Source organism: Serratia sp. CY33802 (assembly GCF_052169095.1).
GTDB classification, from domain to species: Bacteria; Pseudomonadota; Gammaproteobacteria; order Enterobacterales; family Enterobacteriaceae; genus Serratia; species Serratia bockelmannii.
Genome location: NZ_JBJNLL010000007.1, coordinates 194,880 through 218,792 on the forward strand (window position 1 = coordinate 194,880; position 23,913 = coordinate 218,792).

Sequence of the window (23,913 nt, forward strand, 5' to 3'; positions counted from 1 at the left end):
GGGCGGTAAAATGCCGGGGTAGTGTGCAGAGTTTTTCACTGGAAAAATGCGCCTTAAGGCACAAAATTAACAATTAAAGCGGTAAAACGCCGAAGTTATATAACAAACAGATGGCCGCGCATGGGATCCCGACTTTTGATAACCGAACATGGAATTAGAAAAAGTAATGATAAAAAGCGGCTGAAATTAGATTATTTCAAATGAAGGGTTATATAAGGAAAAGCGATGGAATAAGGCGAGAAGCGCGAGCCCGGTGCGGGCCCGCAGAAGGAAGGGATCAGGCAAGCCACTCGGGCAGATCGTTCAGGCCCATCGCCTGACGCACCAGCTTAGGCTTGACGCCCGGCAGGCTGTCCGCCAGCCGCAGGCCCACGTCGCGCAGCAGCTTTTTGGCCGGGTGGTTGCCGTCAAACAGTTCGCGGAAACCCTGCATGCTGGCCAGCATCACCGCCGCGCCATGTTTGCGGCGGCGCTCATAGCGGCGCAGATAGAGGTGCTGGCCGATATCCTTGCCCTGCCGCTGCAGGCGGCGCAGTTCGGAAATCAGCTCGGCGGCATCCATAAAGCCCAGGTTCACGCCCTGCCCGGCAAGCGGGTGCACGGTATGCGCCGCATCTCCCACCAGCGCCAGGCGGTGCGCGGCGAAGCTGCGCGCATAGCGGCCGGTCAACGGGAACGCCAGCCGTTCGCTTTCCAGGCTGCAAGCCCCCAGGCGCATGTCGAAGGTCATCGCCAGTTCGCGGTTGAATTGCTCCGGTTCCAGCCGTTTGAGCCGTTCGGCTTCTTCCGGCGTCACCGACCAGACGATAGAGCTCAAATGCGGATCGCTGAACGGCAGGAACGCCAGAATGCCGTCGCCGTGGAAAATTTGCCGCGCCGTCGCCTGATGCGGTTCTTCGGTGCGAACGGTGGCCACCAGCGCGTGGTGACGGTAATCCCAGAAGGTGAGCGGGATATCGGCATGCTGGCGCAGCCACGACTGGGCGCCGTCGGCGCCGATCACCAACCGGGCGGTCAGCATGCGCCCGTCCTCCAGCGTGACGAAGGCGTCATTTTCGCCCCATGCTACCTGCTTGAGCGCGGCCGGGGTAATCAGCGTGATGTCCGACAGGCTTTCGGCGCGTTTCCACAGCGCCTGCTGGATCACCGAATTTTCGATGATGTGGCCGAGATGGCTGAAGCCGCACTCGTCGCCGCGGAAAGCAATCTTGCCGAAGCTGTCGCGATCCCACACTTCCATCGCATTGTAGGCGCTGGCGCGCAGCTGGAGAATGTCGTCCCACACGCCGATGTGCTGCAGCAAACGCTCGCTGGCGGCATTGATGGCGGAGACGCGCAGGGCCGGCTGTTCCGACGGCGGCGCCATCTCCGGCTGGCGCTGCTCCAGCACCGCCACGCGCAGCCCGCTGCCCTGCAGGCCGCAGGCCAACGCCAGCCCCACCATACCGCCACCGGCGATAATCACGTCAAATGATTGCATGCTGCTCGATTTCCTTAAATAACGCGCGACGCCTTGCCGCGCCGCGCTTTGGGCGCGTTAAAGCGCCCGACCATGTCTCTAACGTTCCACCCAGCCCAGCGTACGCTTGGCGAAGGCATCGCGTATCGCCGGCAAACGTTCCATCGCCATCAGCCCCAGATTGCGGCCAATCACCAGCGGGCCATAACGGTTGGCGAACAGATGAATCAACCCGTCGGTCACGCCGATCGTCGCCTGTTGATCGTTTTGCCGCCGCTGCTGATAACGGCTCAGCAGTGCGTAACCGCCGGCGTCTTCGCCGCTGTCTGCCGCTTCCGCCAGCGTTTCCGCCAGCGACATCACGTCGCGCAGGCCAAGGTTGAACCCCTGCCCGGCGATAGGATGCAGCGTTTGCGCCGCGTTGCCCACCAGCGCCAGCCGGTGGCTGACATGGCGATCGGCGGTCAGCAGCCCGAGTGGATAACTGTGCCGTTTACCGGCCTTGAGGATACGCCCCAGCCGCCAGCCGAAAGCCTGTTGCAGCTCGGCGATAAAGCGCTCGTCGTCCCAGGCATCCACCTGGGCGCGATCTTCACGCGCATGGCACCACACCAGTGAACTGCGCCCCTGCGACATCGGCAACAGCGCCAGCGGCCCATAGCGGGTAAAGCGCTCAAAGGCGCGCCCCTGCGGATCTTCCGCCGTGGTGACGTTGGCGATGGTGGCGAACTGCGGATAGTCCTCCTGCCGCCACTGCACGTTGCAGGCCTGCGCCAGCGCAGAGCGCGAACCGTCGGCCGCCACCAGCAGCTGCCCGCGCAGACGCTGGCCGTTGTCCAGCAGCACCTCCGCCCGCTCTGCGGTGCGGATCACGTCCACCACCCGCGCCGGGCAGTGCAGCGTGACACCCGGCGCCTTGGCCAGCAGCGCGAACAGCCGCTGCCCGGCGTCGTGCAGTTCGATCACCTGGCCGAGCGCATCGACCTGATAATCTTGCGCCTGCAGATTCACGAAGCCGGCGTGCCCGCGATCGCTGACGTGCACCTGAGTGATCGGCGTAGCGCAATCGCGCAGCGCCGGCCAAACGCCGATGCGCGCCAGCTGTTGGCAGGTACCCTGCGCCAATGCGATGGCGCGGGCGTCAAAACCTGGGTGGCTGCGGTCATCCGGCCGGGTCGCCTCGACCAGATCCACCGCCATTCTTCCCTGAGTGAGCGACGAAATGGCCAGCGCCAACGTCGCGCCCGCCATACCGCCGCCAACGATAATAACGCTCATGCTACGACCTTGCCGCCGCCATCAAGGCCTCGATGGCATCGGCGTCTTTCACCACGGTGGCGGTCAGGTTTTCATTGCCGTCGGCGGTGATCACGATGTCGTCCTCGATGCGGATGCCGATGCCGCGGTACTCCGCCGGCACGTCCGCATCCGGCGCAATGTACAGCCCCGGCTCCACGGTCAGCACCATGCCCGGCTCCAGCAGCCGATCGCGGCTCGGCGTGCCGTAGTGGCCAACGTCGTGCACATCGAGACCCAGCCAGTGGCTCAGCCCGTGCATGAAGAACTGACGGTGCGCCTGCTCGGCGATCAGCGAGTCGACTTCACCTTTCAATACGCCCAGCTCCACCAGCCCGACCACCATGATGCGCACCACTTCGTCATTGACTTCGCGAATGCTGGTGCCGGGTTTGAACAGTTCCAAAGCGCGCTGCAGCGACGCCAGCACAATGTCGTACACCGCGCGCTGCGGCCGGCTGAACTTGCCGTTGACCGGGAAGGTGCGGGTGATGTCGCCGGCGTACCCCTGGTACTCGCAACCGGCGTCGATCAGCACCAGATCGCCGTCGCGCATCTGGCTCTCGTTCTCGGTGTAGTGCAGGATACAGCCGTTTTCGCCGCTGCCGACGATGGTGTTGTAAGACGGGTAACGGGCGCCGAGGCGGGTGAATTCATGATGAATTTCCGCTTCCAGCTGGTATTCGAACATGCCCGGGCGGCATTTTTCCATCGCGCGGGTATGCGCCAACGCGCTGATCTCACCGGCGCGGCGCATCACCGCCAGCTCTTCCGGCGACTTGAACAGCCGCATGTCATGCAGCCACGGCCGCCAGTCGGTAACGGTGGCCGGCGCCTGCAGGCTCTGGCGGAACCCCTTGCGCAGCTTGTCCAGCGCGCCGAACAGGATCTGATCGGCATAGGCGTATTCGCCCTGCGCGTGGTAGACCACGTCCAGGCCGTTGAGCAGCAGGTGCAGCTGGTCATTGATTTCATCGAACGGCAGCGCGCGATCCACGCCCAGCTTCGCCGGCGCGGCGTCTTGCCCCAGGCGGCGGCCAAACCAGATTTCCGCCGTCAGATCGCGCACCCGGTTGAACAACACGCTGTGGTTGTGCGTTTCGTCGCTTTTAATCAGCACCAGCACCGCTTCCGGCTCATTGAAGCCGGTCAGGTACCAAAAATCGCTGTTCTGCCGATAGGGATAGTCTGAATCTGCACTGCGCGTCGTTTCCGGCGCAGAGAAAATAACCGCCGCGCTGGCCGGCGCCATTTTCGCCAACAGCGCCTGGCGGCGGTTGTTGAATTCCTGCTGAGTCATTACCTTCTCCTGAAATCATGCCATCCGCACCGCCGGCGGAGGGGCGATAGAACATTTAGTGCAACGTCGGTTTGATATTTTCCGGCGCCGTCGGTTTTTGACGGGTGAATTCGCCGTGGCACATGATGGCGGCAACCCGCACATACTCCGCCACTTCTTCCAACGACTGTTCCAATTCTTCCTGATCTTCGTCTTCGTCGTAGCCCAGCTGCGCGATGTTGCGCAGATCGTCGATCGCTTCACCGACCTCGTCTTTCACCTGAGCCAGCTTCGGCTGCATCATGCCCAGCCCGAGCAGGAAGTGGTTGACCCAACCGCCCAGCGCGTCGGCGCGATCGAACACGCTGACGATCTCCCCTTCAGGCAGCATCAGTTGGAACAGGAATTCGTCATCTTCCAGCGTGTCACGCGTCACTTCATACAGCTGCTGCAGCGGTTGGCTAAGCGCCTGCGGGAAGGCGACGCCTTCGTTGGTCAGATCGTGCACCAGCGCCTGCCAGCCGGCGTCACGGCTGCCGCCACACAGCAGGCCGCTGATCAGGCCGTGCATTTCTGCCGCGGTCAGCGCCACCGACTGCTGGTTGAGGGCCACGGTCAAAGATTGGTAACTTGGAAATGTATTCTGTATAGACATGCGCATTCGTCATCGTTGGCAGGATAAGTTCGTGTTATGCTACCACCAAGGTCCGTCGCTATACCAGATAAGCGCGACACCTCAGTGGCTAGTTATAATCGCGATGTGGCAGGTTTCACACAGCGCCGGCGGGTGACGAAAGTGCGGTAAATACGCATTTTGAAACCCTTTTTTGACTGGCAATGTGCGCCACAGTAGATTACAACCAGGTACTGAAAAAGGGGTTGTATCTTGGTACCGAGGTATATATAGTGGCGCCCGCTTTGACGGCCCGGCCAGGGCGGACAAGGCTGGCGCGAAATTTAGGCAGGAAGGTGGCATGTCTGCACAACCGGTAGATATTCAAATTTTTGGCCGCTCGTTAAGAGTCAATTGCCCGCCAGAACAACAAGATGCGTTGAATATGGCGGCGGACGATCTTAACCAACGGTTGCAAGATCTTAAAGTTCGCACTAGAGTCTCCAATACTGAGCAACTGGTTTTCATCGCGGCATTGAACGTCTGTCACGAACTTGCTCAAGAACGGTTGAAAACCCGTGACTATGCGTCCAATATGGAACAACGCATACGGATGCTGCAGCAGACCATTGAACAAGCGCTGCTTGAACAAGGTCGCATCTCTGAACGTCAGGATGCACAATTCGAATAACTTAAGTTGTTGAAATCAAAGTTTCAGCAACGAGTACAAAATTTCTCTGAGATGTTCGCCAGCGGGCCAGTCCCCTGAGCCGATATTTAGTACAAACAGAATGTGTTGCTCCGCGATCGGTGAGCACGCTCGGTGCGCCGAGAAGCCTTAAGATTGCGACGGCACGTTCACCTTGAACCATGGGTTCAAGGGTTACAGCCTGCGACGGCATCTCGGAGATTCCCCTTCTCAGCGGTTTATGTGTGCTGAACGCCACACTGAGCAAGCCTGATACGATGCCTTTTCACCCTCAATTCGCGCAGCAGCGCCAAGCCATTCGTCAACTCATTCGCCAACGTCGGCGCGAGCTTACGCCGGGCCAGCAACGCTTTGCCGCAGACAAAATAGCCGAACGCCTCGCCGCGCACACACGTATTCAGGCCGCGCACAACATCGCGGTCTTCCTGTCGTTTGACGGCGAACTCGACACCGGGCCGCTGATCGAGCAACTGTGGACGCTCGGCAAACAGGTTTACCTGCCGGTACTGCATCCGTTCAGTTCAGGACACCTGCTGTTTCTGCGCTATGCGCCGGAAACACCGCTGGTGCGCAACCGCTTCAATATTCTCGAGCCGCGGCTCGATGTGCGCCAGGTGTTACCGCTGGGCGAACTGGAGGTGGTGCTGACGCCGCTGGTGGCATTCGATCATACCGGACAGCGTCTGGGCATGGGCGGCGGTTTTTACGATCGCACCCTGCAAAACTGGCGCAGCGGCGGCCCCTATCCCATCGGCCTGGCCCATGATTGCCAGCAGGTGGAGCACCTGCCGACCGAGCACTGGGATATCCCGCTGCCGGAAATCCTCACCCCGCTCTGCAGCTGGGCGTGGCACGAGCCCAAATAGAAAAGGCCGGATCGCTCCGGCCTTTTTCGTTGCGGCAAGCCGCCGAATCAGAACAGCAGACGGGCGCGAATGGTGCCGTCGATGGCCTTCATACGCTGCAGCGCGGCGTCAGCGCGCGCGGTTTCCGCTTCGATGTCGATCACCACGTAGCCGATTTCCGGCCCGGTTTGCAGATACTGCGCGGCGATGTTAACTCCCTCTTCGGCGAAGATCTGGTTAATCTGCGTCAGCACGCCCGGACGGTTTTCGTGGATGTGCAGCAGGCGGCTGGCGTTCGGACCATGCGCCGGCAGCGACACTTCTGGGAAGTTGACGGCGGACAGAGTCGAACCGTTGTCGGAGTATTTCGCCAGCTTGCCGGCCACTTCGTCGCCGATGTTCTCCTGCGCTTCCTGCGTGGAACCGCCGATGTGCGGCGTCAGCAGCACGTTATCGAACTCGCACAGCGGCGAGTTGAACGGATCGCTGTTGGTCGCCGGCTCTTCCGGGAAGACGTCGATCGCCGCGCCCGCCAGGTGATTGCTGGCCAGCGCGTCGCACAGCGCGGGAATATCCACCACGGTGCCGCGCGAGGCGTTGATCAGAATCGCGCCCGGCTTCATCAGCGCCAGCTCTTCCGCCCCCATCATGTTCTTGGTGGCCAGCGTTTCCGGCACGTGCAGCGTCACCACGTCGCTCATATTGAGCAGATCGGACAGATGACGCACCTGCTGCGCGTTGCCTAACGGCAGTTTGTTCTCGATATCGTAGAAGAACACCTTCATGCCCAGCCCTTCGGCCAGAATGCCCAGCTGGGTGCCGATATGGCCGTAGCCGATGATGCCCAGCTTTTTGCCGCGCGCCTCATAAGAGCCCACGGCCAATTTGTGCCACACGCCGCGGTGCGCCTTGGCGTTGGCGGCCGGAATGCCGCGCAGCATCAACAGCAGCTCGCCCAGCACCATTTCGGCCACGGATCGGGTATTGGAGAAGGGGGCGTTGAAGACCGGAATACCGCGTTTGGTCGCCGCTTTCAGATCAACCTGGTTGGTGCCGATGCAGAAGCAGCCCACCGCCACCAGTTTTTCTGCGGCGGCGAACACCTCTTCGGTCAGATGCGTACGCGATCGGATGCCGACGAAGTGTGCATCGCGGATGGATGCCTTCAGCGATTCGGTGTCTAACGCACCTTTGTGGTATTCGATGTTGGTATAACCGGCGGCACGTAAATTATCGACCGTGCTCTGATGAACCCCTTCCACCAACAGGAATTTAATCCTGTCTTTCTCCAATGATACTTTTGCCATTTACCCGACCCTATGTTCAGACTTCAGAAGCGGCTGTGACGACACAGCTCCCATCCAACATAACAAAAATAACGCGGGCGGCAATACAAACGATTGCCTGCCCGGCAGGACAAGGCGCAGCGTTGATGGCGGTTTACGGCAGAAAATGCCATAGGGAAAGTTTTCAGCAGAAGCTTTGGGGAGTCAGCTTTCACAATGTGACATAAGTCACCAAATTTGCCGTTTTTCAGAAAAGATATTTTAACCGAAGAATTATGCGGCCCGGCGCTACCGGGCCACAGACGGCAGAGGCTTATTTGACTACTTTCACGCCTTCCGGGGTGCCGACCAGCGCCACGTCCGCGCCGCGGTTGGCGAACAGCCCCACGGTCACCACGCCGGCGATGCCGTTGATCTTGTTCTCCAGCGCGATGGCGTCGGTGATGCTCAGGTTATGCACATCGAGGATCACGTTGCCGTTGTCGGTCACCACGTTCTGGCGATACTCCGGCAGGCCGCCGAGTTTCACCAGCTCGCGCGCCACGTAAGAGCGAGCCATCGGGATCACTTCCACCGGCAGCGGGAACTTGCCCAGCACGTCCACCTGCTTGCTGGCGTCGACAATGCAGATAAATTTCTTGGCGATGGCGGCGATGATCTTCTCGCGCGTCAGCGCCGCGCCGCCGCCCTTGATCATCTGCATATGGCCGTTGATTTCGTCCGCGCCGTCCACGTAGATATCGAGCGAGTCCACTTCGTTGCTGTCGAACACGTGGATGCCGAGGCTTTTCAACTTGGCGGTGGAGGCGTCTGAGCTGGACACCGCGCCTTCGATCTGGTGCTTGATGGAGCCCAGCGCGTCAATAAAGTGGGCGGCGGTAGAACCGGTGCCGACCCCGACGATGGTGCCCGGCGTCACGTATTCCAGCGCCGCCCAGCCCACCGCTTTTTTCAGTTCATCCTGCGTCATAATATGTCCCTTGCCTCTGTACGAAAACGTGTGCGTATTATAGGGTAAAACGCTATTTTTCACGCCGGCAGGATCACACTTATTTACCGCAGCCCGCATTTTTACCCGCTTGGCGGCGAGCTGGGGGCGTGATTTTTCCACCTGCGCCGTGCGCAAAATGTGGCATAGTGCCGGTATCATTCTAATTTAAGGGATATCTTTCCGATGAAACGCCCAGACTATCGTACGCTGCAAGCGCTGGACGCGGTGATCCGTGAGCGCGGCTTCGAGCGCGCCGCGCAAAAACTCTGTATCACGCAATCGGCGGTATCCCAACGCATCAAACAGCTGGAAAACCTGTTCGGCCAACCGCTGCTGGTTCGTACCGTGCCGCCGCGCCCGACCGAACAAGGGCAAAAGCTGCTGGCGCTGCTGCATCAGGTGGAGCTGCTGGAGGAAGAGTGGCTCGGCAATGACACCGGCGTCGATACGCCGCTGCTGCTGTCGCTGGCGGTCAACGCCGACAGTCTGGCAACCTGGCTGCTGCCGGCGCTGAAGCCGGTGCTGGCGGACTCCCCCATTCGCCTGAATCTGCAGGTGGAAGATGAAACCCGCACCCAGGAGCGGCTGCGCCGCGGTGAGGTGGTGGGCGCGGTGAGTATTCAGCCGCAGCCGCTGCCGAGCTGCCTGGTGGATCGGCTGGGGGCGCTGGACTACCTGTTCGTGGCCTCCCGCGGCTTCGCCGAGCGCTATTTCCCGAACGGCGTCACCCGCTCCGCGCTGCTGAAAGCGCCGGCGGTGGCCTTCGATCATCTCGACGACATGCATCAGGCATTCCTGCAGCAGAACTTCGATCTGTCGCCGGGCAGCGTGCCCTGCCACATCGTGAACTCATCGGAAGCCTTCGTGCAGCTGGCGCGTCAGGGCACCACCTGCTGTATGATCCCGCATCTGCAGATCGAAAAGGAGCTGGCATCCGGTGAACTGATCGATCTGACGCCCGGGCTATACCAGCGCCGCATGCTGTACTGGCACCGTTTCGCGCCGGAAAGCCGCATGATGCGCAAAGTGACCGACGCGCTGCTGGAACACGGTCATCTGGTGCTGCGTCAGGATTAAAACGAAAAAAGGTTCGCCGCAGCGAACCTTTTCTTCAATACGATAACCTTACTGCGCGGCGTTACGCTGCAGCTCGAACACCACGTCCACCTGATCGTCGAAGTGAATGCTTTGCTGTTCATAGGTTTGCGCCGCGTCGCTTTCCGCCGCCGCACCGGCCGCTTTATACATCCGCGCCACCGGCATCGGCTGGTAGTTGGCGACCCGGTAGCGAATGCTGTACACCGGCCCCAGCTTGGCGTGGAAGCCTTTGGCCAGGGATTCTGCCTGTTGAGTCGCGTTCTCGATCGCTTTTTGCCGCGCCTGCTCGCGATACACGTCCGGCTTGGCGACGCCCAGCTCCACCGCGCGGATCTCGTTCAGGCCGGATTTCAGCGCGCCGTCCAGCAGCTCGTTCAGCTTGTCCAGCTGACGCAGAGTCACCTGCACCTGGCGCACCGCCCGGTAGCCCTTCAACACCGACTCACCGGTTTTTAGGTAATCGTATTCCGGCTGGGTGCGCAGGTTGGCGGCGCTGATGTCTTTCTTCTCGATGTTGTTTTTCTGCAGGAAATCAAAGTACTGCGCCACGCGCTCGTCTACCTGCTTCTTCGCCTGGGCGGCGTCTTTGGAGGAGACGCTCACTTCGATCGCCAGGGTGGCGATATCCGGCGTGGCGTCCACGCTGGCGGTGCCGGAGGTGACGACGTGCGGCCCTTCAGGCACTTCAGCCGCCTGCAGCGCCATCGGTAACGTCCCTAATCCGACCATTGCGGCCATAGCCAATGCTTTTAGCTTCACAGTGTCTCCTTAATGACAGGCTGTCTCTGATCGCCGGCTTTTCCCTGTGAGAACCGCCGGTTTCCTGGCATCAAACGTAGCATATCGCGCGGCGTTTTGAATTCGGATTAGTGACAAATTCTTATAAATTTGCCCCCTGCCAGGCCAGCTGCAGCGCGATGCCCCACATCACCAGCCCGACCAGCGCGTTGATGATGCGCTGCGCCCGCTGCGTGTTCAGCCACGGCGCCAGCCAGGAGGCCAGCAGCGCCAACCCGAAGAACCACACCGCCGACGCGCTGACCGCGCCAAGCGCGAACCAGGAACGCACGTCCGCCGTCAGCTGCCCGCCCAGGCTGCCGAGCACCACAAAGGTATCCAGATAGACGTGCGGGTTCAGCCAGGTGACCGCCAGCATGGTGACCACGAGGCGCCAGCGGCTCTGCGCCAGCTCCTGCGCCGCGGCCTGCGCAGGTTGCGGGCTGAAGGCGGAACGGAACGCGCCCCAGCCGTACCACAGCAGAAACGCCACCCCGCCCCAGGTGACCAGCGCCAGCAGCAACGGCGAACGGGTCAGCAATGCGCTGCCGCCGAAAATACCGGCGCAGATCAGCACGATATCGCTCAACGCGCACAACGAGGCAATCATCAAATGATACTGGCGGCGAATGCCCTGGTTCATCACGAATACGTTCTGCGGGCCCAGCGGCAGGATCATGGCGGCGCTCAGGGCAAAGCCCTGCAGGAAGACGGCTAACATGGGGATTCCTCGAATGATAAAAGGCGCCGGATGAGGGCGCGTGTCGGTCAACACGCGCATCATACGAGGAAGCGATCATTAGGTGAAATTGATGTTTCTAATCCAGTATCAGAGACGCTAATACTTAAATCGGCGTGACGAACCCCAGCTCCTGAGAGATGCGTTGCGCGGTGGCCAGCACCGGTTTAATCAGGCTTTTGACGCCGATCTGCTGCAGCTTGGCGGTCGGCAGAGAAACCGACACCGCATAAGGCACGCGCTGTTGAATATCGAACACCGGTGCCGCCACGCAGGAGACCCCCAGCTCGTTTTCCTCGCGATCCATCGCCATGCCGCGCTGGCGAATATCGGCCAGTTCCTCATACATCTTCGGCAGCTCGGTAATGGTATTGCGCGTCAGCGTCTGAATCTCTTGCTGGTGAGTCTGCCAGTAGTGAGCCGGATAATCGTCGTTGCCGTAAGCCATGAAGATTTTACCCATCGCCGAACAGTACAGCGGCATATGCTGGCCGATATAGGCGCGGGTGCGCATCATGCCGGTGGTCGGCTCCAGCTTGTAGATCAGGATGACGTGGTCGTCTTCGCGGCTGGAGAAGTTGACCGTCTCGCCCACTTCCAGATTCAGCTGTTCCAAATGCGGCGCGGCCACGTGAATGATGTTGAGTGACGACAGCGCCTTCTGGCCGATGGAAATGAACTTGGTGGTCAGGCGGTAGCTGCCCGGCGACGGCGCCTGGGTCACATAGCCGCTGGTGTGCAACCCCTGCAGCAGGCGGTGCACCGTGCTCTTGTTCATGCCGGCCAGCTCGGACAAATGCGCCAGCGGACATCCGTTGGGGAAATTACTCAGGATCTCAATCAACTGCAAACCGCGGAACAGGCTTTGGCTGCCCAGCGGTTTGTCTTTCTTGTCATCTTTCTCGTCGACGGCTTTCAGGCTCATAGCGAAAATCTCTCCAGTGTCGAACCGCCAACCGGCGCTGCGGCAAAGTCAGCAGGCTCTTTGCCGGGCATGTTACCCCAAGGCCCGCATCAGGTGAAGACGGAACGCCGTTTCATTGTCTGCAGCGGGATAAAAATCCGCAATATTTCCCCTATGTTGAAGTGAGCCATCGGTCACACTTCCGCAAAGTAAAAAATAACTCATTGTTTAATAACAATAATTAAAACCTCACCGCCTTTGATTTAGCGCAACGAACGTCATATTATTTTTGAAATTGAATTTCGCATATTGAAATTTAAAGACCAGATACTCACCAGCAGTTTGGCTAATTTGCCCGACATCTTCGCACGGGCACGACACCAGGGGCGCATCACATGACTATGGATAATGCGGCACAACCCATCCTTACCCTCAGCCACATCGTCAAACGATTTGGCGGCAACGTGGCGGTCAACGACGTCAGCCTGCAGGTGATGCCGGGCGAAGTTCTGGCGTTGCTGGGCGAAAATGGCGCCGGCAAATCGACGCTGATCAAAGTGCTGGCGGGCGTCTACCCGCGCGACGGCGGCGATATTCGCTTTCAGGGCGCAAGCATCGCCTCCGCCGCCGCGATAAAAAGCACCAGCCGCCAGCCGATCGCCTTTATTCATCAGGATCTCGGCCTGATCGAATGGATGACGGTGGCGGAGAACATGGCGCTGGTGATGGGGTTTCCCCGCCGCTTTGGGCTGATCGACTGGCGCGCCATTCGCCGCCGGGCGGCGCAGGCGCTGCAAGACGTCGGCATCGCGCTCGATCCCGATGCGCGCGTCTTCGAACTGTCGCGCACCGAAAAATCGCTGCTGGCGATCGCTCGCGCGGTGGCGGTCAACGCCGAGCTGCTGGTGCTGGATGAACCGACCGCCTCCCTGCCCGCCAACGACGTGCGTCATCTGTTCGCCGTGATCAACCGGCTGCGCGCCAAAAAGGTCGGCATGATTTATGTCACCCACCGTCTGGACGAAGTGATCGAAATCGCCGATCGGATCTGCGTGATGCGCGACGGGCGCTATGTCGCCGGCGGTCGCACCGCCGACTACTCGCTGCGCGATCTGGTGCAAACCATCGTCGGCGAAGCGATGGCGGACGATCAGCGCGAACCGCTGCCGGAACATCGTCCGCCGGTGCTGCAGCTCGATAGCGTCACGGTGGGCGACATCGGCCCGGTGAGCTTCGACTTGCAGCCGGGCGAGATGCTGGCGCTGGCCGGCCTGCGCGGGGCCGGGCAAGAAGAGATTGGCCGGCTGCTGTTCGGGTTGCGCCAGGCCGACGGCGGCGCGATTCGATTTCGCGATCGGCCCTATCAGGCGAGCACCCCGCAGCAGGCGATGGCCTGCGGCGTTTCGCTGGTGGCGGGCGATCGCACCGGCGAAAGCCTGGTGATGTCGATGAGCGTGCGTGAAAACCTGTTTATCAACCCCTGCGCCAGCGGCCACCGGCTGCTCTCCCGCTACGGGCGGCGAGCGGAGATCGGCGCCAGTTGGTGGAAGGTGCAGCTGTTCGACGTACGCCCCAAGGACGTCAATATCGATATCAGCGCGCTATCCGGCGGCAACCAGCAAAAGGTGGTGATGGCGCGCTGGATGCATCTGGGGGCGCCGCTGCTGATCCTAGAAGATCCCACCGCCGGCGTGGACGTCGGCGCGCGCGCGGAAATCTACCATCTGCTGAATAAATCCCTGGCGGAAGGCGTGGCAGTGCTGGTTATCTCCAACGATTTCGAGGAGATCGCCCATATTTGCAACCGCGCACTGGTATTCAACCGCGGGAAAGTGGTCGGCGAGCTGAAAAATCAGCAGGTGTCATTCGCCAATTTATTGGAGCTGGCCTCTGCCAGCACCGGGGAAAACGTCGCAATCACGTCAGAATCCGAGGTAGGCCATGTCTAAAACATCCGTTAAATCAACCGCACTGGAGCAGCGCGTCAGCCTGGCGCAGGACGGCGCCGGCCCGTGGCTGATGCAGGTTCTCACCCGCTATGGCCTGCTGCTGCTGTGCATCGCGCTGGTCGTGCTGTTCTCACTGCTCACCCCCTCCTTCGCATCAATGCTGACGCTTCAGGCTATCTTGTCGAGCAAGGCCAAAATCGCCCTGTTGGCGCTGGCGGCGACCATCCCGATGATCGTGGGCAAGATCGATCTTAACGTCGGTTTCGGCATTGTGCTGTGGCACATTCTGGCGATCACGCTGCAGGTGGAATACGGCTTCTCCTGGCAGATGGCGGTGCTGACGGTGCTGGCGATCTCGGCGCTGTACGGGTTGCTGAACGGCATTCTGGTGGCGCTGGCCGATATCGACAGCTTCGTCGCCACCCTCGGCTCCGGCACCGTACTGTACGCCATTGCCCTGTGGCACTCCGGCGGGCGGCAGATCGTCGGCGACTTGCCGGATGCCTTCATCGCGCTGCACCACACCGAGATCGCCGGCATTCCGATCGTGGCATTTTACGTGCTGATCGTCGCGGTAGTGCTGTGGCTCATCACCGAACACACCCCGCTCGGCCGCTGCATGTATGCGGTGGGCGGCAACCCGGCGGCCGCGCGCCTGAACGGCATTTCGGTCAACCGCTTTACCATCGGCGCCTTCATCGCCTCCAGCGTGCTCACCGGTTTCAGCGGTGTGTTGATCGCCGCCGAACAGGGCGTCGGCCAGGCCAGCGTCGGCATGGACTATCTGCTGCCAGCGCTGGTCGGCGCCTTCCTCGGCAGCACCACCATTCGCCCAGGGCGCGTCAACGTCTGGGGCACCGTGGTCGGCATCGCCATTCTGGCTATCGGCATCGCCGGCATCCAGCAGTTCGGCGGCGAATTCTGGGTCGAGCCGCTGTTCAACGGCGCGACGCTGTTGCTGTCGATCACTCTGGCCGGCTATGCCCAACGCCGCCGGCTGCTCAATCAGAAAGCGGTACAACGCAGCCAGGCGACGCCGGCTGACAACAACAATCAGACAGCGACTCACCCTTAAACCAGGAGCACACTATGAAACGCATTTGGCTGTTACCGGGGTTCACCACATTCTTGCTCGCCGCATCGCCGGTCTGGGCCGACGCCTATCTCGATCAGGCCACCGCCGCCGTGGCGAAGGCTACCGCCAGCGCCACCCAGTGGGACGGCCCCACCAGCGGCCCGCAGTTGCAGGCCAACAAGAAGATCATTTTTATCGCCTCCGACATGAAGAACGGCGGCGTGCAAGGGGTGCAACAGGGGCTGAGCGAAGCGGCGAAAGCCGCCGGCTGGAAGCTGGAAACGCTCGACGGCGGCGGCTCGGTGAAAGATCAGCTGGCATCGCTCAATCAGGCCATCGCCCAAAAGCCGGACGGCATCGTGATCGGCGGCTGGAACCCTAACGTCGCCAAGATCCCGCTGAAAAAGGCCGTACAGCAGGGCATCGTGCTGACCGCCTGGCATGCGGTGCCGGAACCGGGCCCCATCGCCAAATACAATGTGTTCTATAACGTCACGTCGGATTCCAACGAAGTGGCGCGCATCGCCGCGCAATACGCGGTGGTGCAGTCCGGCGGCAAGGCGAGCGTGTTGATCTTCACCGACTCGCTGTACCAAATCGCCTTGGACAAGGCCAACGTCATGAAAGAAGAGATCGCCAAATGCAGCGGCTGTACGCTGCTGGAATTCATCGACACGCCGCTGGCAGATACCGCCAACCGCATGCCGGCGATGACCTTCAGCCTGCTGCAGAAGTACGGCGACAAATTCCAATATGCGCTGGCAATCAACGATCTGTACTTCGACTTTATGGCGCCGGCGCTGAAGACCGCCGGCAAAGGCGGCAAGAACGCACCTTACAACGTGTCGGCCGGCGACGGTTCAATCTCCGCTTACCAGCGTATCCGCTCGGGCGACAGCCAGTCGGCGACGGTGCCGGAACCCATGAAGCTGCACGGTTGGCAACTGCTGGACGAATTCAACCGCGCCTTCGCCAAGCAGCCGCCTTCCGGCTACGTGACCCCGGCGCATCTGGTCACCCGCGACAATATCGCCGCCGACGGCGGCGCCAATAACCTGTATGACCCGCAAAACGATTATCAGGGCCACTACAAAGCGATCTGGGGCGTGAAGTGAACGGCGGCATTCGGCATTCATTGCGCACGCACGCTCAGCTCGAGCGCTTGTGCTCACCGGCGATTTGGGCCGAAGGGCCGGTCTGGCTGCCGCAGGAGGATGCGGTGGTGTTCAGCGACGTGAAAGGCAATCGCATGTTCCGCTGGTCGCGCCGGGGTGAGCTGAGCCTATACCGCTCGCCGTCGCACTATGCCAACGGCAATGCGCGCGACGGCGAGGGCCGCGTGGTCAGCTGTGAACACGGGCGGCGCGGCATCAGCCGCACCGAAAGCGATGGCGAGGTGCGCCTGTTGATCGACCGCGTCGACGGCAAGCGCTTTAACTCGCCGAACGACGTGGCGGTGCGTTCCGACGGCACCCTGTGGTTCACCGATCCGCCCTACGGCATCATCGGCGACGAAGAGGGTTACAAATCAGAAAGCCAGGTGATCGGCTGCTATCTCTACAGCTTCGATCCGCGCGACGGTTCGCTGACCATCGCCGCCTGCGACCTGCAGCGCCCGAACGGCCTGGCGTTTTCACCGGATGAAAAATGGCTGTACGTGGCGGACATGTCGATCGTGGATTTTCCGACGCTGGGCCGCCGCGAGCTGCGCGTCTATGCGGTCAACGGTCGCGAGCTGGAAGCAGGCCGCCGTTTTGCAACCGTGGAACCCGGGTTCCCGGACGGCTTCTGCGTCGATCGGGCCGGCAATCTGTTTTGCAGCTGCGCCGACGGCGTGCTGGTCTTCGATCCAGAGGGGCGACAGATCGACAAAATCAGCGTGCCGGAACGCGTCTCCAATTGTACCTTCGGCGGCCCGAACGGCGATGAACTCTATATCACCGCCACCACCTCGCTCTACCGCATGGTGCTGAACACCCGCGGTTAACCGGGGTCTCGCAAGACGCAGGGTGGGTTTTGATCCGCCCTGCTTTGTCACGTCTGAAGCACGCCATCTCCACCAAAACGTGGCGGCGATCACAAAATCACCACTCAATTTTAACGTCATGTTTTTCATGAATAATTTTACTCCCCCTTGCTTTGACTTCCCTGAATCGCCGGGATAGCATTTATTTGAAATGCAATTTCGCATATTGAAATTTAGCGAACCAAAAACAGACGATTCGCACAGGCGGAGAACCGGCATGAGAGTGAGTTACAGCGAGTTAAAACAGCAATTCAAACGCGTGCTGCTGGCGCGCGGCGTGGCGGAACATCTCGCCGACGACTGCGCCGGCATGTTCGCCGACACCACCGCCAGCGGCGTTTACTCCCACGGCGTTAACCGCTTTCCGCGCTTTATTCAGCAGCTGGACGCCGGCGATATCGTGCCGGACGCCGAACCCAGCAAACTGTTGTCTCTGGGGGCGATCGAGCAATGGGATGCGCACCAGGGCATCGGCAACCTTACCGCCCGCCGCATGATGGATCGCGCCATGCAGTTAGCCGACGAGCATGGCATCGGCCTGGTGGCGCTACGCAACGCCAACCATTGGATGCGCGGCGGCGGTTACGGCTGGCAGGCGGCGGAGAAAGGCTATATCGGCATTTGCTGGACCAACTCGATCGCCGTGATGCCACCGTGGGGCGCCAAAACGTGCCGTATCGGCACCAACCCGCTGATCGTCGCCGTGCCCGGCAACCCGATCACCATGGTGGACATGTCGATGTCGATGTTTTCCTACGGCGCGCTGGAGCTGAACCGGCTGGCGGGCAAAACCCTGCCGGTGGACGGCGGCTTCGACAACGACGGCCGCCTGACCCGCGATCCGGCCACCATCGAAGAGAACCGGCGCATTTTGCCGATGGGGTATTGGAAGGGATCGGCACTGTCGATCGTGCTGGACATGATCGCCACCCTGCTGTCCGGCGGCGCCTCGGTGGCGGAAGTGACGGAAGATCACCGCGACGAATACGGCGTCTCGCAGGTGTTCATCGCAATTGAGATAGACCGGTTGATCGACGGCGACAGCCGCGATCAAAAACTGCAGCGCATCATGGATTACGTCACCAGCGCCGAACGGGACAACCCCGACGTCGCCATTCGCCTGCCGGGCCACAAGTTCCCGCGCATTCTGGAAGAAAACCTGCGCGACGGCATTCCGGTTGACGAACGAGTCTGGGCGCGCATTCAGGCGCTGTAACGGGAGGATCATCATGATATTCGGCCACATCGCCAACACCGCGCCCGAGCAGTACCCGACGCCGGTCGCCAACGCCGTCGCCTATTTGCAGCGCACCGATTTCAGCGTATTGCCCGCAGGGCGCTATGAAGATCCCGCCACCGGCTACGTGGTGCAAGTGCTGGATCTGCATACCCAACCACCGGATGCGCTACGCCCGGAAGTCCACCGGCAAAACGTCGACGTGCAGTTTCTGGTCAGCGGTACCGAGCTTATCGGCGTAGCGGCGGACAACGGCGACAACGTCATTCATCAGGAGCTGCTGGCGCAGCGCGACATCCTGTTTTATCAGGACGTGGCCGACGAATCCTGGCTCACGATGCGGCCCGGCAATTTCGCGGTATTTTTTCCGCAGGACGTGCATCGCCCGGCCTGCATTAACCAACGCCCCTGCGCGATACGCAAGGTGGTGGTGAAGATACCGCTGGCGTCGTTTAGCGCCCGATAGACGCAGCACCCGTAACGATAACAACACCGGTCCATGAGGCCTGTGCGGGCGCCCTTGCGCCCAAATTAAGCAAAACAATAACGCCCGACCCTACAAAAAAGTGAACATCGAAAGAGGTCCTTATGAATACAGCCTCCGTTTCCGTCAGCCAAAGCCAGGCTATTCCCAAGCTCCGCTGGCTGAGGATCGTGCCGCCGATCCTCATCACCTGCATCATTTCTTACATGGATCGGGTCAACATCGCCTTCGCCATGCCCGGCGGCATGGATGACGAACTCGGCATCACCGCCTCGATGGCCGGGCTGGCCGGCGGCATCTTCTTTATCGGTTACCTGTTTCTGCAGGTGCCCGGCGGCAAGCTGGCGGTATACGGCAACGGCAAGAAATTCATCGGCTGGTCACTGTTGGCCTGGGCGGTGATCTCGGTGCTGACCGGGCTGGTCACCAACCAGTACCAGCTGCTGTTCCTGCGCTTCGCCCTCGGCGTTTCCGAAGGCGGCATGCTGCCGGTGGTGCTGACCATGATCAGCAACTGGTTCCCGGATAAGGAGCGCGGCCGCGCCAACGCCATCGTCATCATGTTCGTGCCGATCGCCGGCATTCTCACCGCCCCGCTGTCGGGTTGGATCATCACCGCCTGGGACTGGCGCATGCTGTTTCTGGTGGAGGGCGCTCTGTCGCTGGTAGTCATGGCGCTGTGGTACTTCACCATCAGCAACCGGCCGCAGGAAGCCAAATGGATCTCGCAGGCGGAGAAAGAGTATCTGGTGAAGACCCTGCACGACGAACAGCTGCTGATCAAAGGAAAAACGGTGCGCAACGCCTCGCTGCGCCGGGTGCTGGGCGACCGGATCATGTGGCAGCTGATCCTGGTGAATTTCTTCTACCAGACCGGTATCTACGGTTACACCCTGTGGCTGCCGACCATTTTGAAAGGGCTGACCCACGGCGATATGGAGCAAGTGGGCCTGCTGGCTATCTTGCCCTATATCGGCGCCATCTTCGGCATGCTGATCATCTCCACCCTCTCCGATCGCACCGGTAAGCGCAAAGTCTTCGTCGCCCTGCCGCTGGCCTGCTTTGCCGCCTGCATGGCGCTGTCGGTGCTGCTGAAGGATCACATCTGGTGGTCTTACGCTGCGCTGGTCGGCTGCGGCGTATTCATTCAGGCGGCGGCCGGGGTGTTCTGGACCATCCCGCCCAAATTGTTCAACGCCGAAGTGGCCGGCGGCGCACGTGGCGTGATCAATGCGCTGGGCAACCTCGGCGGCTTTTGCGGCCCGTATATGGTCGGCGTCCTGATCAGCCTGTTCAACAAGGATGTCGGCGTCTACAGCCTGGCGGCCTCGTTGGCGATCGCCTCCGTGCTGGCGTTGATGCTGCCCAATAAATGCGACCACAGCGCGAGGAGCGAATGATGGAATATTGGCTGGGGCTCGACTGCGGCGGCACCTTCATCAAGGCGGGATTATACGACCGCAGCGGCCATGAACACGGCGTTGCGCGGCGCAATCTGGCGATCGTCGCGCCGCAGCCCGGCTGGGCCGAGCGCGATATGGCATCGCTGTGGCGCACCGCCGCCGACGTGATCCGTGAAGTGCTGTCCGCCAGCGGCGTCGCTGCCGGCGCCATCCAGGCCATCGGCATCTCGGCGCAGGGTAAGGGGGCGTTTCTGCTGGATAAGCAGGGGCAGCCGCTGGGCAACGCCATGCTCTCCTCCGATCAGCGCGCGCTGGCGCTGGTGCAGGAATGGCAACGGCAGGGCGTGCCGCAGGCGCTGTATCCGCAAACGCGCCAAACGCTGTGGACCGGGCACCCGGTCTCGCTGCTGCGCTGGCTGAAGCGGCATCAGCCGGAACGTTACGCCCGCATCGGCAGCGTGCTGATGGCGCACGACTACCTGCGCTATTGCCTGACCGGCGAGCTGGCCTGCGAAGAAACCAATATCTCCGAATCCAACCTGTATCAGATGCGCAGCGGACGCTATGACCCGGCGCTGGCGCAGCTGCTGGGCATCGGCGACATCATGCCCGCCCTGCCGACGATCGTCGGTTCGGCCGATATCGCCGGGCGCGTCGAGGCAAACGCCGCGGCCATCACCGGCCTGCAAACCGGCACTCCGGTGGTCGGCGGGTTGTTCGACGTGGTGTCCACCGCGTTGTGCGCCGGCCTGCAGGACGAAACCCGGCTCAACGCGGTGATGGGGACCTGGTCGGTCACCAGCGGCATCACCGACACCATCATCGAGGGTTTCGATCATCCCTTTGTCTATGGCCGCCACGCCGAAAACGGCCAATACATCGTGCACGAAGCCAGCCCCACTTCCGCCGCCAACCTGGAATGGTTCTGTCACCAATGGGGGCTGCAGGACTACGACCAGCTTAACCGCTGGGTTGCCGCCCTGCCGAAAGCCGCCGGCGATCTGCTGTTCGCCCCTTTCCTGTATGGCTCCAACGCCGGCCTGGGGCTGAGCGCCAGCTTCTACGGCCTGCAGGCCTTCCACCAGCGCGAGCACCTGGTGCAGGCGATCTACGAAGGCGTGGTGTTCTGCCACATGACACACCTTAACCGCATGCGCCGGCGTTTCCCTGAGGCGCAGGCGCTGCGCGTGACCGGCGGCCCCGCCAAATCCCGCCCCTGGATGCAAATGTTCGCCGACGTCAGCGGTCTGCCGGTTGAGCTGCCGCAGGTGGAAGAAACCGGCTGTCTGGGCGCGGCGATGGCGGCCATGGTCGGCAGCGGCGTCTTCAACGATTTCACCGCCGCCCAGCACCGGCTGGCGCCGCGTATCGAGCGGCTGCTGCCTGATGCGGCCGCCGCCGAAGCTTACGACCACAAACACCAACGTTATCAGGCGCTGATTGCTGCATTGCAACATCTGCAGCCCGCCAACAAGGAGGCCCCATGAGCACGAAACCGCGCCTGCAGCTGGCGCTCGATCAAACCCGTTTGGATACGGCGCTGCGCACCGCCGAGACCCTCAGCCCCCATGTGGACATCATCGAGGCCGGTACCATTTTGTGCATCAGCGCCGGTATTCAGGCGGTTAGCGCGCTGCGTGAGCGCTGTCCGCAGCACACGCTGGTGGCCGATCTCAAGGTGGCCGACGCCGGTGCGACACTGGCCGATCAGGCCTTCGGCCAGGGCGCGGACTGGATGACGGTGATCTGCGCCGCGCCGTTGGCCACCATGGCCAGCGCGCGGGAGGTCGCCGAGCGTCACGGCGGTGAAATCCAGATCGAACTGTTCGGCCGCTGGACATTGGAGGATGCGCGGCAATGGCGCGGCCTCGGCATTCGTCAGGCGATCTATCACCGCGGCCGCGACGCGCAGGCCAGCGGGCAAACCTGGGGCCGGCAGGATCTGGATCGGATGAAGGCGCTGTCCGATCTGGGCATCGAGCTGTCGGTGACCGGCGGCATCACGCCCGCCGACCTGCCGCTGTTTAAAGAAATCGCCGTCACCGCCTTTATCGCCGGCCGCGCGCTGGCCGAGGCCGGCGATCCGCCGGCCGCCGCCAGGCAGTTCCGCACCGCCATCGATGACATCTGGAGATCATGATATGCGTCAGCACCCGTTGGGAATTTACGAGAAAGCGCTGCCGAAACACCTGAGCTGGCCCGAACGCCTGGCGCTGGCCAAGGCCTGCGGCTTCGACTTCGTCGAAATGTCGGTGGACGAAAGCGATGAACGTCTGGCGCGCCTGAGCTGGAGCAAGGCGCAGCGCCTGGCGCTGGTGGACGCCATGCTGGAAACCGGCATCCGCATTCCGTCGATGTGCCTCTCCGGCCACCGGCGCTTTCCGTTTGGCAGCCACGATCCGGCGCTGCGACAGCGCGCCTTCGACGTGATGGAACAGGCCATTCAGCTGGCCAAAGATGTCGGTATCCGGACGATCCAGCTGGCCGGCTACGACGTGTATTACGAAGAGCAGGACGAGGGGACGCTGGCGCGCTTTAGCGAAGGCATGCAGTGGGCAGTAGACCGTGCCGCCGCCGCCCAGGTGATGCTGGCGGTGGAAATTATGGACACCGCCTTTATGAACTCGATCGCTAAATGGAAAGCCTGGGACGCCCTGCTGGCCTCGCCGTGGTTCTCGGTGTATCCAGACGTCGGCAACCTCAGCGCCTGGGGCAATGACGTGCCGCGCGAGCTGGAGCTGGGCATCGATCGCATCGCCGCCATTCACCTGAAAGACACCTACCCGGTCACCGCCACTTCGCCGGGGCAATTCCGCGACGTGCCGTTTGGCGAAGGCTGCGTCGACTTCGTCGAGGTGTTTCGCACGCTGCAGCGCCTCAATTACCGCGGCGCATTCCTGATTGAGATGTGGACCGAAAAAGCCGAGGAGCCGGTGGCCGAGATCGTTCAGGCCCGCCGCTGGATCGAACAGAAAATGCAACAAGGGGGCATGACATGCTGACTCAGTTAAAACAACAGGTGCTGGAGGCCAATCTCGATCTGCCGCGCCATAAGCTGGTGACCTTTACCTGGGGCAACGTCAGCGCGGTGGATCGCGAACGCGGTCTGGTGGTGATCAAGCCTTCCGGCGTTGAATACGAGCATATGACGGCGGAGGATATGGTGGTGGTCGATCTGGCCAGCGGCCGCACCGTCGAGGGGGCAAAAAAACCGTCGTCGGACACCGCCACCCATCTGGCGCTGTACCGCGAATTTGCCGATATCGGCGGCATCGTCCACACCCATTCGCGCCACGCCACCATCTGGGCGCAGGCCGGGCTGGACATCCCCGCCTGGGGAACCACCCACGCCGACTATTTTTATGGCGCTATCCCCTGCACTCGCCTGATGACCCAGGATGAAATTGAGCACGATTACGAACTGGAAACCGGCAACGTGATTATCGAAACCTTCCGCCGGCGCGATATCAATCCCAACGCGATCCCGGCGGTACTGGTCAATGCCCACGGCCCCTTCGCCTGGGGCAAAGACGCCCACAACGCGGTGCATAATGCGGTGGTGCTGGAAGAGATCGCCTACATGGGCATTTTCTCGCGCCAGCTGACGCCGGGCATTCACAGCATGCAGCGCGAGCTGTTGGACAAACACTACCTGCGCAAACACGGCCAAAACGCCTACTACGGGCAGTAGAGCGCCGGGGACTTAACCGTGGCACCCGATGCTTTGCCGCATCGGGTGCCAA

23 protein-coding genes and 1 other RNA gene are annotated in these 23,913 nt (G+C 61.5%); 15 read left to right on the forward strand and 9 right to left on the reverse strand.

The window, feature by feature from the left end; translation table 11 throughout:
* Positions 1-277 precede the first annotated feature (277 nt).
* From ubiI to ACJ8HA_RS19700, 4 genes are all read right to left on the reverse strand, one after another.
* The gene (gene ubiI / locus ACJ8HA_RS19685) at positions 278-1,480 is read right to left on the reverse strand and encodes an FAD-dependent 2-octaprenylphenol hydroxylase (RefSeq protein ID WP_025304151.1); all 1,203 of its coding nucleotides are present in this window, start codon (positions 1,478-1,480) and stop codon (positions 278-280) included.
* A gap of 78 nt (positions 1,481-1,558) precedes the next feature.
* Entirely contained in the window at positions 1,559-2,737 is a 1,179-nt protein-coding gene (gene ubiH / locus ACJ8HA_RS19690; RefSeq protein WP_049206143.1) for a 2-octaprenyl-6-methoxyphenyl hydroxylase, read from the reverse strand.
* A 1-nt stretch (position 2,738) separates the two neighbouring features.
* The gene (pepP, locus tag ACJ8HA_RS19695) at positions 2,739-4,055 is read right to left on the reverse strand and encodes a Xaa-Pro aminopeptidase (protein ID WP_025304153.1); all 1,317 of its coding nucleotides are present in this window, start codon (positions 4,053-4,055) and stop codon (positions 2,739-2,741) included.
* A gap of 55 nt (positions 4,056-4,110) precedes the next feature.
* Positions 4,111-4,689 (reverse strand): YecA/YgfB family protein, encoded by a 579-nt coding sequence (locus ACJ8HA_RS19700; RefSeq protein WP_025304154.1) that lies wholly within the window; start codon positions 4,687-4,689, stop codon positions 4,111-4,113.
* 319 nt (positions 4,690-5,008) lie between these two features.
* Here ACJ8HA_RS19700 and zapA point away from each other — a divergent pair, with 319 nt between their 5' ends.
* The 3 genes from zapA to ACJ8HA_RS19715 all read left to right on the forward strand — a co-directional run bounded on the left by zapA (position 5,009) and on the right by ACJ8HA_RS19715 (position 6,222).
* Positions 5,009-5,338 carry a cell division protein ZapA gene (gene zapA, locus ACJ8HA_RS19705; protein ID WP_004931621.1) on the forward strand — a complete coding sequence of 110 codons (330 nt, stop codon included), beginning with the start codon at positions 5,009-5,011 and terminating at the stop codon, positions 5,336-5,338.
* Positions 5,339-5,378: 40 nt separating this feature from the next.
* Positions 5,379-5,561: non-coding RNA, 6S RNA (ssrS, locus tag ACJ8HA_RS19710), on the forward strand.
* A gap of 52 nt (positions 5,562-5,613) precedes the next feature.
* Positions 5,614-6,222 (forward strand): 5-formyltetrahydrofolate cyclo-ligase, encoded by a 609-nt coding sequence (locus ACJ8HA_RS19715; RefSeq protein ID WP_442515460.1) that lies wholly within the window; start codon positions 5,614-5,616, stop codon positions 6,220-6,222.
* Positions 6,223-6,269: 47 nt separating this feature from the next.
* Here ACJ8HA_RS19715 and serA read toward each other — a convergent pair whose 3' ends face one another.
* Positions 6,270-7,508, reverse strand: a complete 1,239-nt coding sequence (serA, locus tag ACJ8HA_RS19720) for a phosphoglycerate dehydrogenase (RefSeq protein ID WP_025304156.1) — start codon at positions 7,506-7,508, stop codon at positions 6,270-6,272.
* Positions 7,509-7,800: 292 nt separating this feature from the next.
* Positions 7,801-8,457: a ribose-5-phosphate isomerase RpiA gene (gene rpiA / locus ACJ8HA_RS19725; RefSeq protein ID WP_025304157.1), complete on the reverse strand. Its 657-nt coding sequence runs from the start codon at positions 8,455-8,457 to the stop codon at positions 7,801-7,803.
* A gap of 204 nt (positions 8,458-8,661) precedes the next feature.
* Between rpiA and ACJ8HA_RS19730 the strand changes: the two genes are divergently transcribed.
* Positions 8,662-9,555 (forward strand): LysR family transcriptional regulator ArgP, encoded by an 894-nt coding sequence (locus ACJ8HA_RS19730; protein ID WP_025304158.1) that lies wholly within the window; start codon positions 8,662-8,664, stop codon positions 9,553-9,555.
* 48 nt (positions 9,556-9,603) lie between these two features.
* On the opposite strand, the gene ACJ8HA_RS19735 is transcribed toward ACJ8HA_RS19730, so the two are convergent.
* The 3 genes from ACJ8HA_RS19735 to ACJ8HA_RS19745 all read right to left on the reverse strand — a co-directional run bounded on the left by ACJ8HA_RS19735 (position 9,604) and on the right by ACJ8HA_RS19745 (position 12,017).
* Positions 9,604-10,335, reverse strand: a complete 732-nt coding sequence (locus ACJ8HA_RS19735) for an oxidative stress defense protein (RefSeq protein ID WP_025160209.1) — start codon at positions 10,333-10,335, stop codon at positions 9,604-9,606.
* Between the two features lie 121 nt (positions 10,336-10,456).
* Positions 10,457-11,074 (reverse strand): arginine exporter ArgO, encoded by a 618-nt coding sequence (gene argO, locus ACJ8HA_RS19740; RefSeq protein WP_025304159.1) that lies wholly within the window; start codon positions 11,072-11,074, stop codon positions 10,457-10,459.
* A gap of 124 nt (positions 11,075-11,198) precedes the next feature.
* Positions 11,199-12,017: an IclR family transcriptional regulator gene (locus ACJ8HA_RS19745; RefSeq protein WP_025304160.1), complete on the reverse strand. Its 819-nt coding sequence runs from the start codon at positions 12,015-12,017 to the stop codon at positions 11,199-11,201.
* A 374-nt stretch (positions 12,018-12,391) separates the two neighbouring features.
* Here ACJ8HA_RS19745 and ACJ8HA_RS19750 point away from each other — a divergent pair, with 374 nt between their 5' ends.
* The 11 genes from ACJ8HA_RS19750 (at position 12,392) to araD (ending at position 23,861) form a co-directional block, all read left to right on the forward strand.
* On the forward strand, positions 12,392-13,945 hold the full coding sequence (locus ACJ8HA_RS19750) for a sugar ABC transporter ATP-binding protein (protein WP_025304161.1): 1,554 nt from the start codon (positions 12,392-12,394) through the stop codon (positions 13,943-13,945).
* Positions 13,938-15,020: an ABC transporter permease gene (locus ACJ8HA_RS19755; protein ID WP_016930014.1), complete on the forward strand. Its 1,083-nt coding sequence runs from the start codon at positions 13,938-13,940 to the stop codon at positions 15,018-15,020. Before ACJ8HA_RS19750 ends, ACJ8HA_RS19755 begins: the two co-directional genes overlap by 8 nt.
* A gap of 14 nt (positions 15,021-15,034) precedes the next feature.
* Positions 15,035-16,135, forward strand: a complete 1,101-nt coding sequence (locus ACJ8HA_RS19760) for an ABC transporter substrate-binding protein (RefSeq protein ID WP_442515461.1) — start codon at positions 15,035-15,037, stop codon at positions 16,133-16,135.
* Positions 16,132-17,007, forward strand: a complete 876-nt coding sequence (locus tag ACJ8HA_RS19765) for an SMP-30/gluconolactonase/LRE family protein (protein WP_169540599.1) — start codon at positions 16,132-16,134, stop codon at positions 17,005-17,007. The genes ACJ8HA_RS19760 and ACJ8HA_RS19765 overlap by 4 nt, the downstream gene beginning before the upstream one ends.
* Before the next feature lie 256 nt (positions 17,008-17,263).
* Complete coding sequence (gene yiaK, locus ACJ8HA_RS19770; RefSeq protein ID WP_025304165.1) at positions 17,264-18,262, forward strand: 3-dehydro-L-gulonate 2-dehydrogenase; 999 nt, start codon at positions 17,264-17,266, stop codon at positions 18,260-18,262.
* A 13-nt stretch (positions 18,263-18,275) separates the two neighbouring features.
* Positions 18,276-18,749, forward strand: coding sequence for a YhcH/YjgK/YiaL family protein (locus ACJ8HA_RS19775; protein ID WP_025304166.1), 474 nt, complete (start codon positions 18,276-18,278; stop codon positions 18,747-18,749).
* Positions 18,750-18,871: 122 nt separating this feature from the next.
* A complete protein-coding gene (locus tag ACJ8HA_RS19780) occupies positions 18,872-20,167 on the forward strand; it encodes an MFS transporter (RefSeq protein ID WP_025304167.1) in 1,296 nt (431 codons plus the stop codon).
* Positions 20,167-21,657 (forward strand): FGGY-family carbohydrate kinase, encoded by a 1,491-nt coding sequence (locus ACJ8HA_RS19785; RefSeq protein WP_025304168.1) that lies wholly within the window; start codon positions 20,167-20,169, stop codon positions 21,655-21,657. The genes ACJ8HA_RS19780 and ACJ8HA_RS19785 overlap by 1 nt, the downstream gene beginning before the upstream one ends.
* Complete coding sequence (gene ulaD, locus ACJ8HA_RS19790) at positions 21,654-22,310, forward strand: 3-keto-L-gulonate-6-phosphate decarboxylase UlaD (protein WP_025304169.1); 657 nt, start codon at positions 21,654-21,656, stop codon at positions 22,308-22,310. The genes ACJ8HA_RS19785 and ulaD overlap by 4 nt, the downstream gene beginning before the upstream one ends.
* A 1-nt stretch (position 22,311) precedes the next feature.
* Positions 22,312-23,172 carry an L-ribulose-5-phosphate 3-epimerase gene (locus ACJ8HA_RS19795; RefSeq protein WP_043142677.1) on the forward strand — a complete coding sequence of 287 codons (861 nt, stop codon included), beginning with the start codon at positions 22,312-22,314 and terminating at the stop codon, positions 23,170-23,172.
* Positions 23,166-23,861: an L-ribulose-5-phosphate 4-epimerase gene (araD, locus tag ACJ8HA_RS19800; protein WP_043142679.1), complete on the forward strand. Its 696-nt coding sequence runs from the start codon at positions 23,166-23,168 to the stop codon at positions 23,859-23,861. The genes ACJ8HA_RS19795 and araD overlap by 7 nt, the downstream gene beginning before the upstream one ends.
* Positions 23,862-23,913: the final 52 nt, after the last annotated feature.

Coding starts and splice junctions, on each gene's coding strand:
- ubiI (WP_025304151.1), bottom strand. CDS start 1,480: ATGCAATCATTTGACGTGATTATCGCCGGTGGCGGTATGGTGGGGCTG.
- ubiH (WP_049206143.1), bottom strand. CDS start 2,737: ATGAGCGTTATTATCGTTGGCGGCGGTATGGCGGGCGCGACGTTGGCG.
- pepP (WP_025304153.1), bottom strand. CDS start 4,055: ATGACTCAGCAGGAATTCAACAACCGCCGCCAGGCGCTGTTGGCGAAA.
- ACJ8HA_RS19700 (WP_025304154.1), bottom strand. CDS start 4,689: ATGTCTATACAGAATACATTTCCAAGTTACCAATCTTTGACCGTGGCC.
- zapA (WP_004931621.1), top strand. CDS start 5,009: ATGTCTGCACAACCGGTAGATATTCAAATTTTTGGCCGCTCGTTAAGA.
- ACJ8HA_RS19715 (WP_442515460.1), top strand. CDS start 5,614: ATGCCTTTTCACCCTCAATTCGCGCAGCAGCGCCAAGCCATTCGTCAA.
- serA (WP_025304156.1), bottom strand. CDS start 7,508: ATGGCAAAAGTATCATTGGAGAAAGACAGGATTAAATTCCTGTTGGTG.
- rpiA (WP_025304157.1), bottom strand. CDS start 8,457: ATGACGCAGGATGAACTGAAAAAAGCGGTGGGCTGGGCGGCGCTGGAA.
- ACJ8HA_RS19730 (WP_025304158.1), top strand. CDS start 8,662: ATGAAACGCCCAGACTATCGTACGCTGCAAGCGCTGGACGCGGTGATC.
- argO (WP_025304159.1), bottom strand. CDS start 11,074: ATGTTAGCCGTCTTCCTGCAGGGCTTTGCCCTGAGCGCCGCCATGATC.
- ACJ8HA_RS19745 (WP_025304160.1), bottom strand. CDS start 12,017: ATGAGCCTGAAAGCCGTCGACGAGAAAGATGACAAGAAAGACAAACCG.
- ACJ8HA_RS19750 (WP_025304161.1), top strand. CDS start 12,392: ATGACTATGGATAATGCGGCACAACCCATCCTTACCCTCAGCCACATC.
- ACJ8HA_RS19755 (WP_016930014.1), top strand. CDS start 13,938: ATGTCTAAAACATCCGTTAAATCAACCGCACTGGAGCAGCGCGTCAGC.
- ACJ8HA_RS19760 (WP_442515461.1), top strand. CDS start 15,035: ATGAAACGCATTTGGCTGTTACCGGGGTTCACCACATTCTTGCTCGCC.
- yiaK (WP_025304165.1), top strand. CDS start 17,264: ATGAGAGTGAGTTACAGCGAGTTAAAACAGCAATTCAAACGCGTGCTG.
- ACJ8HA_RS19775 (WP_025304166.1), top strand. CDS start 18,276: ATGATATTCGGCCACATCGCCAACACCGCGCCCGAGCAGTACCCGACG.
- ACJ8HA_RS19780 (WP_025304167.1), top strand. CDS start 18,872: ATGAATACAGCCTCCGTTTCCGTCAGCCAAAGCCAGGCTATTCCCAAG.
- ACJ8HA_RS19785 (WP_025304168.1), top strand. CDS start 20,167: ATGGAATATTGGCTGGGGCTCGACTGCGGCGGCACCTTCATCAAGGCG.
- ulaD (WP_025304169.1), top strand. CDS start 21,654: ATGAGCACGAAACCGCGCCTGCAGCTGGCGCTCGATCAAACCCGTTTG.
- ACJ8HA_RS19795 (WP_043142677.1), top strand. CDS start 22,312: ATGCGTCAGCACCCGTTGGGAATTTACGAGAAAGCGCTGCCGAAACAC.
- araD (WP_043142679.1), top strand. CDS start 23,166: ATGCTGACTCAGTTAAAACAACAGGTGCTGGAGGCCAATCTCGATCTG.